General features: G+C 47.2%; 13 protein-coding genes. All 13 read right to left on the reverse strand.

Features of this window, described 5'->3' with window-relative positions:
- Positions 1-8: 8 nt before the first annotated feature.
- Positions 9-1,382, reverse strand: coding sequence for a hypothetical protein (locus J5A52_04475; GenBank protein ID QUB37373.1), 1,374 nt, complete (start codon positions 1,380-1,382; stop codon positions 9-11).
- A gap of 91 nt (positions 1,383-1,473) precedes the next feature.
- Entirely contained in the window at positions 1,474-4,395 is a 2,922-nt protein-coding gene (locus J5A52_04480) for an isoleucine--tRNA ligase (GenBank protein ID QUB37374.1), read from the reverse strand.
- A 266-nt stretch (positions 4,396-4,661) separates the two neighbouring features.
- The gene (locus J5A52_04485; GenBank protein QUB37375.1) at positions 4,662-5,324 is read right to left on the reverse strand and encodes a hypothetical protein; all 663 of its coding nucleotides are present in this window, start codon (positions 5,322-5,324) and stop codon (positions 4,662-4,664) included.
- A gap of 37 nt (positions 5,325-5,361) precedes the next feature.
- Positions 5,362-5,973, reverse strand: coding sequence for a vitamin K epoxide reductase family protein (locus tag J5A52_04490; protein QUB37376.1), 612 nt, complete (start codon positions 5,971-5,973; stop codon positions 5,362-5,364).
- Positions 5,957-6,223, reverse strand: a complete 267-nt coding sequence (locus J5A52_04495) for a hypothetical protein (GenBank protein ID QUB37377.1) — start codon at positions 6,221-6,223, stop codon at positions 5,957-5,959. Before J5A52_04495 ends, J5A52_04490 begins: the two co-directional genes overlap by 17 nt.
- Complete coding sequence (gene nrdR, locus J5A52_04500; protein ID QUB37378.1) at positions 6,223-6,675, reverse strand: transcriptional repressor NrdR; 453 nt, start codon at positions 6,673-6,675, stop codon at positions 6,223-6,225. The genes J5A52_04495 and nrdR overlap by 1 nt, the downstream gene beginning before the upstream one ends.
- An 18-nt stretch (positions 6,676-6,693) precedes the next feature.
- Positions 6,694-7,905 carry a cell division protein FtsZ gene (gene ftsZ, locus J5A52_04505; protein QUB37379.1) on the reverse strand — a complete coding sequence of 404 codons (1,212 nt, stop codon included), beginning with the start codon at positions 7,903-7,905 and terminating at the stop codon, positions 6,694-6,696.
- Between the two features lie 60 nt (positions 7,906-7,965).
- Complete coding sequence (ftsA, locus tag J5A52_04510) at positions 7,966-9,186, reverse strand: cell division protein FtsA (protein ID QUB37380.1); 1,221 nt, start codon at positions 9,184-9,186, stop codon at positions 7,966-7,968.
- Between the two features lie 35 nt (positions 9,187-9,221).
- Positions 9,222-9,986 carry a type I methionyl aminopeptidase gene (gene map, locus J5A52_04515; protein ID QUB37381.1) on the reverse strand — a complete coding sequence of 255 codons (765 nt, stop codon included), beginning with the start codon at positions 9,984-9,986 and terminating at the stop codon, positions 9,222-9,224.
- Positions 9,974-10,525, reverse strand: coding sequence for a nucleoside monophosphate kinase (locus J5A52_04520; protein ID QUB37382.1), 552 nt, complete (start codon positions 10,523-10,525; stop codon positions 9,974-9,976). The genes map and J5A52_04520 overlap by 13 nt, the downstream gene beginning before the upstream one ends.
- Before the next feature lie 22 nt (positions 10,526-10,547).
- Positions 10,548-11,003, reverse strand: coding sequence for a GatB/YqeY domain-containing protein (locus tag J5A52_04525; GenBank protein ID QUB37383.1), 456 nt, complete (start codon positions 11,001-11,003; stop codon positions 10,548-10,550).
- Between the two features lie 3 nt (positions 11,004-11,006).
- Positions 11,007-11,222, reverse strand: coding sequence for a hypothetical protein (locus J5A52_04530; protein QUB37384.1), 216 nt, complete (start codon positions 11,220-11,222; stop codon positions 11,007-11,009).
- A gap of 355 nt (positions 11,223-11,577) precedes the next feature.
- Positions 11,578-12,819 carry a SpoIIE family protein phosphatase gene (locus tag J5A52_04535; protein ID QUB37385.1) on the reverse strand — a complete coding sequence of 414 codons (1,242 nt, stop codon included), beginning with the start codon at positions 12,817-12,819 and terminating at the stop codon, positions 11,578-11,580.
- Between the last annotated feature and the right edge of the window lie 4 nt (positions 12,820-12,823).

Genomic DNA, 12,823 nt, shown 5'->3' on the forward strand with positions numbered 1-12,823 from the left:
ACTTCTCCTTACACTTTTAATTCTTTATATGCTTTCTGCAGAACAGTCATCATCTCCGCATACTTATCACCATTCGGTAGAACATCAGCATAGAAATAAACAACGTTATCAACTACTTCTATATTGACTCGCAGGTTTTGGTCATACAGCCAACCCATAAATCCTGGATTTAGCAGTTCAAAGCTAGCCACCTTATCTCTACTCGTGGCATATACAGCATAGCGCCGATTAAAATCAGGCCATTCAAACGAGATTTTCTCATAACCGCGCGGCGCCTTAATTAGCCCTTTAGCCTTTTGCTCTTGCCGTTGTATTATAATACCATTATACGATGCCGGTAGATTCACTTGACCAATGAGATAATTTTTATATCCATCACTACGCGCAACTCTATATACATATAGCTGCACTAGTAAATCACTAGACCAAAAACCAATAATATGATTATTTATCTCGCCATCTATAAAAAAACTACGCTTAAACAGTCGACCCTTCACCGGGAGCAATACATTTCCCAACCCTGAACTAAAATACATATTATTTTGTGTAGCAAACTTGCGCAGCGCAGTTATGGAATGATTTGAGCCGCTCGTCCGTCGATTAATGCCGTCAAGCATCCATAGACTACCGCCATGCACAAAATTCCACTGTTCTACAAATGGTTCATTTGTAGAAGTAAGCACCCGTCCTGTTGCCTTCTCAACCAATAAATCATTCGCCTGAGCCGAAAATTCTATGCTCACCCGATCGCGTTTCGTACCGGGATTATCAACAACTTCCACGATGATAGCACTATGAACTACAACATCTTTCATCATATTCACCCGTCCCATTTGCTCCATCGCGCGCAGCATAAGACTAATATGGCGCGCATAGTTCGGCGTTGTGTACCGTTGAATGGACGGCAAATTCATCTTTTCCCAGTCATACTGGAATCGATTAAATGTCATGGTTGCCTGTTCAATAATCTGCTGCTCATTCCATAGTATATCGCCAACCGCAGCTTGACTAATAAGTTGCTGTATCCTCTGATGTTTGCGCCGATCTTCCGCCTCAAAACGTTTCGATTGTATATCCTGGCAGATCAAGCAAATCGGGCATTCAATAACACCCATTACGTACCCAATGATCAAATTTGGATGCAGTTTTATGGCAAATGCTATCGGAGCCAACGCTAGACCGACAATAGTGCCTATACTATACGCAGCAACTATAGAACGCGTCCACTTATATATCAAGAATATGCTAGGAACCGTTACAGCTATACCGACAGAGCCAGCAAGGACAACAAGGGCACCACCACCTCCGCCGCCCGATGACGAATCGCTACCGCCTGTACGAGCAAAAAATATCAGCTGATGCAAAAACACGAAAATATTCACTATTATATTCTAGCGTGTTAAAAGCTATCCGAAAAGATAAGAGCGCTATGCTTTCACTTCTCGTTATCTATCCCCTCCTATGCGCCCTTAATTATCGTTTCGCCATACAGATAGATAGCTCGACGCCCTCAATTTTTACAGTAGATAAATTTTTGTCTGTTTCGCCAAATGTAGCAAGAGTCTCTGTAGTAATTGCCGTCGCACATTCATCAATCGCTTGGCGCAACTCGCTGTCCGCAGTCTCTAGCTGCAATGTAATGCGGTCATCAACGCTCAAGCCGGCCTTCTTACGTGCACTTTGGACATGGCGGATAATTTCGCGCGCTAGACCTTCACGCTTGAGTTCAGGAGTAATCTCTGTATCTATTGCAACATTATCGCCATATAATACACGTTTAACATTAAGTTCTTCCAGCAAAATCGGCGTAAAATCAAACGTCTTACCTTTCTCGGAAACCGTGACGCACGCGAGCGGTTGACGCACTTTCAATCCAGCCTTAGCGCGCAAGCTCAAACCTTCATTGATATATTCACGCACACGCGCCATTTCGTCAATAATCAGCTCATTCACCGTGCCTGCCGACAACCAATCTTTCAAGTGAACTGACTCATTGTCGCCCGTTAGATTATGATACAGTTCCTCTGCTAAGAATGGCGTAAACGGCGCAAGCAAATAGCTTAATCGCACTAATACGTAGTGAAGCGTTTTATACGCATCATTCTTATCCGCGTCGTCCTCTGATTTCCAGAAGCGGCGGCGGCTGCGGCGCACATACCAATTACTCGCATCATCTAAGAATGGCAAAATCGGACTAAGCGCATCCGGGATATTATATCCATCCATATGCTTTTCAACTGCCGCAACCAGCTGGTGTAAGCGGCTGACAATCCAAATATCAAGCGGGTTTGTTAAATCGTTAAGCGGATCCTGCAATGTACCGTCAAATTCCCAACCGTCAACCTCAGCATACATTGTGAAGAAATCGTACATATTCCAAATCATACTAAGTTTGCGCGCCACGTCACCAACATCTTTATCATGTAGCGCAAAGTCCTCGCCATTAAGCAGCGGACTTGATAACAGCAAAAAACGTAGGCTGTCAGCGCTAAACTTATCCATCAGCTCATTCGGGTCAGTGAAGTTACCATAGCTTTTACTCATTTTACGACCGTCATTGCCCGCCACCACGCCGGTCGTCACAACATGTTTAAACGGGCTTTCGCCGAACAAACCAACGCTAACGACGTGCATATAATAGAACCATGCCCGCACTTGGCCAATATACTCAACCACAAAATCGCCTGGGAAGTTTTCCTCAAACTTCGCTTTGTTCTCAAACGGATAGTGGAACTGTGCAAATGGCATGCTGCCCGACTCAAACCATCCATCCAGCACTTTATCAATGCGCGTATAGTGGATACGTTCGCCGCGATAATCAGCTGGAGGCACATCGCCTTCAGGTGTCAAGTCAAACTCAATAGCATCAATCCACGGACGGTGGTAATCATCAAGTTCTACGCCACTTAATTCTTTCAACTCTGCATACGAGCCGACAACGATTTGCCGCTTATTGCCCTGTTCGTCGCGCAGCGTATTACCATCTGCGTCAACCGCCTTCCAAACCGGCACCGCTGTTGCCCAGAAACGATCGCGTGATAAGTTCCAATCTGGCGCTTGTTCAATATTTTTCTCAAACCGCCCATGCTTTAGATGTTCAGGAAACCATGTAATTTGCTCGGAATTTTTCGCAAGCATTAGCTCCTTCTGCCCCTGTACGTCATAGAACCAGCTCGGGTGCGCCCGGTACATCAAGCGCGTGCCACAACGGTGACAATGCGGATAGCTGTGACGAATATAGTCGATCTTCCAAACGACGCCGCGTTCTTTCAGCTCTTTAGCGATGCGCTTGTTGCTTTCCCAAACATTCTCGCCTTTCCAATCGCCCTCGGTGAAAAATCCATTTTCGTCAATAACGTGCACAACGGGAATATTGTTAGCTTGAGCGAGATTAAAGTCCTCCTCGCCGTATGCCGGCGCGATATGGACAATGCCCGTACCATCCTCGGCCGACACATATTCAGCTGCATAAATTTTGTGTGCATGTTCGCCGCGATGCACACCCAATAACGGCTTATACCTCAGGCCAACGAGCGACTCACCAGAATATTCAGCAACACACGTATACGGCAGTGCCTCATGCTTTTCATTCGTCAATGCCTTATCAAGCAAGTCTTTCGCCAGCACAAGCCGTTCACCTTCAACTTCAACCTCAACATACGTCAAATGAGCATTTATTGCTAATGCTGTATTTGCCGATAGCGTCCACGGCGTCGTTGTCCAAACCAACAGTGTTCGCCCGTCTTCCAGCTGAAAGCGTACATACACGCTCGGATCGGTCACGTCTTGGTATGCGCCTGCATCCATCGTCACCTCAGCTTTTGACAGCGGCGTCGCATCGCGCGTGCAATACATGAGCACTCGCTCACCCTCATAAATTTTGCCTTTATTATGCAGCTCTTTAAACGCCCACCAAACACTCTCCATGTACTCTTTGTCCATGGTTTTGTAGGCATTATCCATATCTACCCAGCGACCAATCCGATCAATCGTATCGTTCCACAGGCTACTGGTCTGTACCATGTTTTCACGCGCAGTCGTGATGTACTTTTCCAGGCTAATCGTTGTACCGATATCGCGGCGATCTTTAATACCTAGTTTCTTCTCAGTAAACACTTCTGCCGGCAATCCATGACAGTCCCAACCCCACACGCGCTCAACGCGCTTACCTTTCATAGTTTGGTAACGTGGCACGGCGTCTTTGACGATACTACTAAGCAATGTGCCGTGGTGCGGCACACCAGTTATAAACGGCGGACCGTCATAAAACACATAATGATTATCCTCCGGACGCTGTTCGACCGATTTTTCAAACGTCCTGTCAGCCTTCCAACGCTTTACCCAATCTTTTTCGTATTCTGCTGCCCGCCGACGTGTACCGTGTTTAAATTTCATTCGTATTCTCCTTTCTACAAATAAAAATCACCTCTCTTGATTTCGAGAATCCGCGAGAAGCATGCATGCGGACGGTACCATCTCGATTCCAAAAGAAGTGATTCTTTCAGCGCTTAATTACTCGTTTACGCCGAGTGAACGCCAGGTTCTACTGAGCTAAAAGCTGTTCTTCCTAGGGCACTCTCCCGTACGAGAGATCGCGGGCGATAACCGCTCAGATGCCTTACCTTTAATTGTACGGGCTTTTTTAGCGAAAAGCAACGATATTATTTCAATTCAATGCCGCCAAAAAAGCATTCACCGCGAATATACAACGTCTTTTTCGCTTTCGCACCAGGAATAGTCTTATCATCAACACCGCCAAGAATAGTAGTCACCTCATTTTTTATAGCTACGTCGTTCGGTACAATAATATCAACGCCACCAAACAAAACAAACAGCTCAATAACCGCGCCGTCCTGAATATCAGACTGGCGCAGGTCAAGATCAACACCACCAAATACCGAAGAAATAGTCCCGCCAGTATATTCACCTTCTACTTTTTCACTTTGTCCCGACCATACCGCTGCCATATGTTTAGCTTTCGTTCTTGCTATTTTGTCGCCTTTCACGAGTGAAAACAATACTACAAAACCGACAGCGATAAACAAAATTGGCCATACAATCTGCCAAAAGTTAACGTCAACGATATGAAGTGCGCGGAGGCCGATCGTTGCCCCTGCAGACAAAAATAACAAACCCCAAATCCACCGCGAGTGCTTTACAAGAATCATGCACCCCACGAGTATCAGCAAGAGTGATAGAAACCCGCCCCATAGCTCTCCCCAGTAGTCAAAAGAGATAATATGAAGATTACGCAACAACAAAATCACCCCCACTACTACAATTGAAAGACCAAGATATGCTCGTATAACTATATTGCGCTTCATGTATTTAAGTATAGCACGCAAAAGCAGTATTCAAAGATTACACCAGCCTGTCACCATATTTGAGCAAGATTAGTGCGCATATCACAACGGCAACGCCAACAAAAACGACAACATCGTAATTTTGCTGAATACATTTTTTAGGCGGCGCCAGTTTTACGGAAATCATCGGGTTGTCTGTCAGCATGTTATGGCGAATAAGCGCAAAGAGTACGAGCAATACTGCTGCATCCGTCGTCAAGCACCACGGGCACAGCGCGCCAATTACAATATAGCTCATATAGAACATCCAACCCGCAAACCCCAGACTCACCCATCCACCAGCCTCAGCGGCGCGCATAAACCAACGCGGGAATCGCGTACGCGCCAGTCCAGCAACAGCAATCGTGATAAATACTGGGTATGCCACCATGCCAACGAAACTGTTCGGGATGTCACCAACAACATGCGCCGACCAATGTTTTGCTACTGAACTGCAGCTCATTGCAGCGTTTAAATCACAGCCAAGCACTTTGCTACTGTCCTTTGCAATCGTTAGCGCTTCGTGCGACAGCACTATTGACGCTACAAGTCCGATTATTGATCCGACAAGCAATACGCCAAATACAATAATCCGCTGGCGGTCTGTCAAAGCGCTAGTTTTGGACGGCATAATAGCTTACCTCGCTAATCAACGGCAACGGCAAACCGCGCCACATAGCTTGCAGCTGACTGTCTGCGCTTAGTGCAACGATCGTTGGATATTCAACAATATCATACGCTCGACAGAATGATTCGCCTTCACGCGATTCCGGATCAAGCACCTCAAGTTCATGTCCTGTCTGGCGTGCCATATCATCAACAAAGGTCGCAACTTGACGACTGTAATCAGTGTTATCTTTTGCTACAACAACGACACGCATCAGGATTGCTTACTCCGCTTACGCTGTTCAAGAATTTTCACAAAATCATCAAGCGTTTCAAACTTTTGAAATACGCTTGCGAACCGAACATACGCCACCTCATTACATGCAGCAAGTTCGTCAAGCACGAGCTCACCAATCTGGTGCGACGGGATCTCAGTTTCTCCTAAACCATACAGCCGATCTTCAATCCGATCAATAATCTCTTCAATCTCAACTTCCGACTTGAAAAACTTACCGACCGAACGACGGATTGAGTTTGCTAACTTTACTCGTTCAAATAACTCACGCGAACCGTCCTTCTTGATCACCGCCAAGTTTGGACGCTCAAAACGCTCATACGTTGTAAACCGTTTGCCATCAGGCGTTACGCGACGACGACGAATCGTAATTCCATCTGCCGACTCACGTGACTCAAGGACGCGGCTATCACCAATTTTTATTGTATGCATCGCAAGGAAGCTCCCCTCCTATTCATCGGATGATTTATGTTTCTTGCGGCGGCGCAAAAACGCTGGCGTGTCATCATCGTCATCATCCATTGGCTGATTCCAGATGTCAGTCGTTGATTCGCTAGCAAACTGCGCCGCAGCATCATCGCGTGACGGATCTAGATTCATATCAACATCATCAACCGGAACGTTTGACTCTTCCATCGATACAGCAGGTGCCGTCGGCGTCAAACTTGCCGGCTGCCCTAACGCCTCAGCTTGCTGCTGGAAAAACTCGCTGTCAAACCCTGTTGCGATCACAGTAATAATTAACTCATCTTCAAGTTCAGGTTTTAGCGTTGCACCAAAGATAATATTCGCATCCGGCGATACAGCACTCGTAATGATTTCTGCTGCCTCTTGAATCTCCGCCATACTCATATCATAGCCACCAGTGACGTTAAACAGCACACCCTTCGCGCCATCAATTGACACCTCAATCAGCGGACTTTCAATCGCCTGCTGTGCTGCCTGTGCTGCACGATTTTCGCCGCTCGCTCGACCAATACCCATCAACGCCGAACCGGCATTGCTCATAATTGCTTTCACATCGGCAAAGTCCAGATTAATTAACCCGTGTTCGGTAATTAGCTCCGAGATACCTTGCACGCCTTGGCGCAGCACATCATCCGCAATTTTAAATGTTTCTAACAATGGCGTTCGGCGATCAATCGTCTGCAACAGCCGGTCATTTGGAATCGTGATGAGAGTGTCAACGCTTTTACCCAATTGTGCGATCGCCCACTCGGCGTTCTGCCGGCGCTTCTCGCCTTCAAAACTAAACGGTTTCGTCGCGACACCAACGCATAAAATGCCTAAGTCACGCGCCACTTCAGCGACCACGTGCCCCGCACCCGAACCAGTACCGCCGCCAGCACCAATCGTTACAAATATCATATCAGCACCTTCAAGCGCTGCGCGAATTTCATCAATTGATTCACGTGCCGCCGCTTCGCCAACTGCCGGATCTGCTCCCGCACCTAGACCGTTGGTTGTACTATGACCAAGGTGGATTTTAACGTCAGCTTTTGAATTGTGTAATGCTTGCGCGTCAGTATTCATCGCGATAAACTGCACACCAACTAACCCAGCGTCTTTCATCCGGTTTACCGCTGATCCGCCCGCGCCACCAACACCCACAACCTTTATGCTTGCAAATGTCTCAATCTCACTTGGTTTTACTTCCGGCATTGCAACTCCTTATACCCCTTACTATTCCTCACGTTACCTACTAGTATACCACTCTTTTACTTACGGCTTGAATTTGCTCAGAAGCGATTTAATAAATCCACCCGACTTTTTCGACATACCACTACTATGCGGACGTACCGTTGCCGCATCAGCATCAACCAGCATCAACCCAACCGCTGCTGCAAAGTGCGGTTTGTCAATTTCATCTGCTACGCCGCCGAATCCATGCGGCTTACCGATGCGCACGGCAACGCCCAGTTGCGATTTCGCATACTCCGCCATTCCTTTTAAGTTTGCCGTACCGCCTGTCAGCACCGCACCGCTCGGCAACTGACCGGCGCGCCCTGCTTTTTTAAGCTCTTTATTTACCAACTCAAAGATTTCTTCAAGTCTCGCTTCAACAATTTCGTCAACGTCTGCTTGGTCAAAGAACAGTGTTTCCTTCTCGTGCTTTATGCTTACTTTATGCGGCTCGCCGCGCGCTATTGCTGCTGCGTGTTGCAACTTTACTTTCTCAGCAACCTCCGGATCAGTTTTCAACCCAATCGCCAAATCATTCGTAATATTAACGCCGCCCTTCGGCACAACACCAACATACTGCAGATCGCCCTCTTCAAACACCGCCACGCTTGTTGTCGCACCGCCTAAATCAATAACCGCCACGCCGTTTTCAATTTGCGACTCATTCAGTACCGCCTTAGCAGCCGCCATCACCGACGGAATCGTTGCGTGCGGCTTCACTGTCGCAAGTTCAACGGCTTTTTGTAAGTTCGCGACATATGGCGCCATTGCCGACACGACATTCGCATTAATTTCTAAACGCGTACCTGTCATGCCAACTGGGTCTTTAATACCGCCCTGCCCATCAAGCGTATAACTAAACGGCACAACCTCAAGAATCTCGCGATTCGCCGGTACTTTACCTGTTGTCGCTACATCCTCCAAGCGCAGCACATCTTCTTCAACAACTTCATGATCTGCCATACCAACTGCAATCATGCCGTCGGCTTTCGTACTGACAATATGCGAACCATTCACGCTAATCGTCGCCGCGTTTACTTCGTAACCGCTCATACGCTCTGCATCACCAAGCGCCTGATCAATCGCCTGCGCCGGCCCGTTCAAATTCGATACCGTACCCTTTCGCATACCACTATTTGGCGCTTGGCCAACGCCAACAATTGTCGGCGTACCCGTCGTTGGATCAATATGGCCAACGACACACCGAACCATTGTTGTGCCAACATCAATACCAACTGCATATCGAGACTGTTCTTGCATATAGGGTTATTATAGCATAACCTGTATAAAATCGCCTATGCTTGCGTAATGATTTCTGCACCGTGCTCGGTGATTAAAATCGTGTGCTCAAAATGCGCCGCTAGGCTGCCGTCGCGCGTCGCATAGGTCCAACCGTCGTCCAGCTGGACGATCCGCTCACCACCAAGCGTCGCCATCGGCTCAATTGCCACCGTATCGCCTGGCTGCAGCAGTACACCCGTTCCTTTGCGTCCGTAGTTCGGGATGTCCGGCGGCATATGCATATGCAATCCTACGCCGTGCCCAACCAGCTCGCGCACAATCCCAAGTTTGCCGTTCCGCAGCACTTTCTCAATTGCCGCACTAATATCGCCCGTCCGAACTGGCCCTTTTATCGCATCAATTCCCGCATACAAGCTGCGTTCGGTTGTCGCAAGCAAATGCTTCACCGCGCCTTTCGGCTCATCGTCAACTACCATCGTAAACGCCGAATCAGTTTTCATACCTTTATAGGTAATCACTAAATCAAAACTAGCAACGTCGCCTTTCTGCAACACATCGTCATTCGGTGCACCATGCACAATTTCGTCGTTCACGCTAATACAAATCGCACCTGGAAAGTTCACTTCTGGCGTCTTATAGGTTATTTCCGCGCCATACCCAACAATTTTTTGCGCAACAAAATTATCTATCTCGCGTTTAGTTTGCCCAGCATGCACAAATCCGCGGATATCAGCAAAAATCCGCGCTAAAATCTTCCCGCCTTCGCGCATTGCTTGAATTTGCTCAGGAGTTTTTAAACCGGTAATTAGTTCGGACATACGCGCTTCACCTCGTCGTAAATCCTATCGTGCACCTCGCCGGCACTGCCCGTACCGTCTAGGTGGATAATCTTCACGCCCGCTTCAGCGAAAATCCCAAGCACCGGATACATCTTTTGGCGATATATCGCCATACGCCGCGCAATCGTATCAGGCGTATCTTCCATACGTCCGCGCTTCTCTAAGCGCCGCATAATTTCTTGTTCTGGCACCTCTAGCACTACGACGATATCAATTTTCTCGTCCATGCGCTCCATATAGTCATCAAGCCACGCCGCTTGCTCTTTCGTGCGAGGGAAACCGTCTACGATGATATTCGGGTATTTTTTATCGCGCGCATCCTGCACAGCGCGTTCAAACACATGGTATGTCAATTCATCGCTTACCAATTCACCGCTTTTCAGCGTCGCAATCACTTCCGGGTCATCGCTCTGGCGCAGCATCTCCCCGGTACTGAGCCACTTCCATCCCTGGCGCACCGCTAGCATTTGCCCTTGCATGCTTTTACCCGCACCCGTCGGACCAAATAACAAAATCATCGCTACAATCTCCTTTGTTTATTTATTTCGTTAGCGCTTGTTTGGCTAGGTTAGCAATCATCGCACCGTCAGCCTTATTACCGGCTGCTGCTTTTACCGCACCAACCACTTGCCCCATACTGCGCAAATCACTCACGCCAAGCTCTACAATTTTCTCATCAATTAATTGTTGCAGTTCCGCTTCGGTCATTTGCTCTGGCAAATACGCCTGCAAAATCGTCATCTCTTTCTCTTCTGGTTCCGCTAAGTCAACACGATTATTCTCACGATAGATCGCCGCCGACTCACGCCGCTTCTTGACCTCGTGCGCGATCACTTTTTCGATCGCTTCGTCGCTTAAGCCGTCATTGCGCTTATTCTGTTTGACCTCCTCGTCTAAGATTGCTGCGTTCAAATTACGCAATGTATCACCCAAAAAACGATTGCCGCCAAGTAGGGCGGCTTTCATTTCATCTCTGATGCGTTGCTTTAACGCCATCTGCTAGCGCACTCCTAGGCGAATCTTTGCTAGCTTCTCCGCTTTGCGCTCCTTGCGAAGAATTGCTTTGTTACGGCGATCAGTTTTACTAATCGGCTTTTCAAAGCGCATTAAAGCCCTTACTTTTGCGAGTTTTCCGCTCTGCAACACGCGACGGTTAAAACGACGAAGAATATTTTCGTTCGCCTCGCGTTCATCTTTCCGTGTAACTTGTACCATATCGTCTGTCATTGTAACAGATGAAGAAATTTTTTGCAATCACCTGTATACGTCGGGTACAGTCAACTAACATGGAACAAGCGTAAATCGTAGATATTGTAATAGATCTTTACATAGATCTTGTAGTTGGTGTGTTAGTATACATCCGTCCATAAAAACTTTCTCACAATTAAGTTGACCGTACCACTAAGGTACAATCAGCTAAACTAGAATACCCTAGTAATAACTATTAAGAAAGGGATCCCCGTGTTAATGTCTTAAAAAAAGCCCTAGAGTCCTTGAAACCTCTTAAAGACAATTAGAGAATTACTAGCACCAACTAACGCCTAGCCACCGCACCACAAACCAATAATCCTTACGAACAGCTTGCGACAATGAGTGTCTTATCGTCATGCTTGCGAGATCGGTCAAGCAGTGCCTGTGCTATCAGCTTTGGGTTGTATACACCTTTGGCGTGCATAGACTGCACCAGCAGTGATATCTCACCATCCGACATGACATCGGAACCATAGTCACCCCAAATACCGTCAGTACCAACAAGAATCGTATCACCCGGAAGTATCTTTACGCACCCATATTGCCATGGTGTTTTCTTTGATATAATACTACCTCCTAGAGAAGCAGTAATAAAAGATCCTTCTCCATCGTCCTCCGTTATTTGACACGCTTTATTATCACGCACGATGTATATGCGCGAATCACCCATGTTTGCGTATGTCAGAAACCTACTGCCGTCAGGTTGTTTAATAATCCTCGATAGCGTTGCAGTTGAACTGCCACCAATACGCCTATCTCTAATTGCCATTGATATAGCGTTGAGCGCTTCTATGTTCCATTTCATTGCTTCTTGTAACGGCTGACGTTCTGCGTTTTGGCCTAACATATCTTCGGCAAATTTACGTACCGCACCTGCAGCAAACCGCGCAGCTTGCGCGCCATTCTCCAATCCACCGACACCGTCAAATACACTGAGAATACCATGTTTCTTATCTAGACAGTATGCATCTTCGTCTTTATCCGCTTTATGAACTACGTCAGCACGAATATGTCGCACTGGTTCGTTGTTGTGAGAGTCACCCGGTGGAAGTATGTGACGGGACATGTCCGGGATTAGAATCTGCATATCGGAAGAAGAATGATTGTCAACGCGTATACTACCAGCTTGTATCCGCGTAATTTCACAATGATCACGCGATATCCAGCACGGAAGATCCGGCTGCTCCCCTCGCCCGATCTTTATTGGTCTATAAGTCCTTTTCCGAGAGCCGTCCGGCATAACTATAGTATTATTAAACTCGTATTCTGATCCATTTACCAAATTCACCCTCATCAGCTTTGGTATGTATGCAAAACATAGTGCACTATCACCAAGTTCTCTCCGTAGACGCTCATCCTCTACCACTACGCCGAGCTCAGCAGTAGCGATACGTTCTTCGCCATCTTTTGTCGCCACAGAACCGAGATACCACCCCATCCACGAAATCTCTCCGCTCTCTCCAGACTTGAGTATACGCTCTTCCGTAGGTACGCCTATCCGCGTCACATTATGCTCTACACCTAACCGTGTAGCTAATATTGAAGGATATCGTTCGCTCATAATG

It is taken from the genome of TM7 phylum sp. oral taxon 349, from assembly GCA_018127705.1.
In the GTDB taxonomy this organism is placed as follows: Bacteria; Patescibacteriota; Saccharimonadia; order Saccharimonadales; family Saccharimonadaceae; genus Saccharimonas.

Bases quoted from the DNA above. Each gene is read 5' to 3' on its own strand.
- J5A52_04480 (QUB37374.1), bottom strand. From the start codon at position 4,395: ATGAAATTTAAACACGGTACACGTCGGCGGGCAGCAGAATACGAAAAA.
- J5A52_04485 (QUB37375.1), bottom strand. From the start codon at position 5,324: ATGAAGCGCAATATAGTTATACGAGCATATCTTGGTCTTTCAATTGTA.
- J5A52_04490 (QUB37376.1), bottom strand. From the start codon at position 5,973: ATGCCGTCCAAAACTAGCGCTTTGACAGACCGCCAGCGGATTATTGTA.
- J5A52_04495 (QUB37377.1), bottom strand. From the start codon at position 6,223: ATGCGTGTCGTTGTTGTAGCAAAAGATAACACTGATTACAGTCGTCAA.
- nrdR (QUB37378.1), bottom strand. From the start codon at position 6,675: ATGCATACAATAAAAATTGGTGATAGCCGCGTCCTTGAGTCACGTGAG.
- ftsZ (QUB37379.1), bottom strand. From the start codon at position 7,905: ATGCCGGAAGTAAAACCAAGTGAGATTGAGACATTTGCAAGCATAAAG.
- ftsA (QUB37380.1), bottom strand. From the start codon at position 9,186: ATGCAAGAACAGTCTCGATATGCAGTTGGTATTGATGTTGGCACAACA.
- map (QUB37381.1), bottom strand. From the start codon at position 9,986: ATGTCCGAACTAATTACCGGTTTAAAAACTCCTGAGCAAATTCAAGCA.
- J5A52_04520 (QUB37382.1), bottom strand. From the start codon at position 10,525: ATGATTTTGTTATTTGGTCCGACGGGTGCGGGTAAAAGCATGCAAGGG.
- J5A52_04525 (QUB37383.1), bottom strand. From the start codon at position 11,003: ATGGCGTTAAAGCAACGCATCAGAGATGAAATGAAAGCCGCCCTACTT.
- J5A52_04530 (QUB37384.1), bottom strand. From the start codon at position 11,222: ATGGTACAAGTTACACGGAAAGATGAACGCGAGGCGAACGAAAATATT.
- J5A52_04535 (QUB37385.1), bottom strand. From the start codon at position 12,819: ATGAGCGAACGATATCCTTCAATATTAGCTACACGGTTAGGTGTAGAG.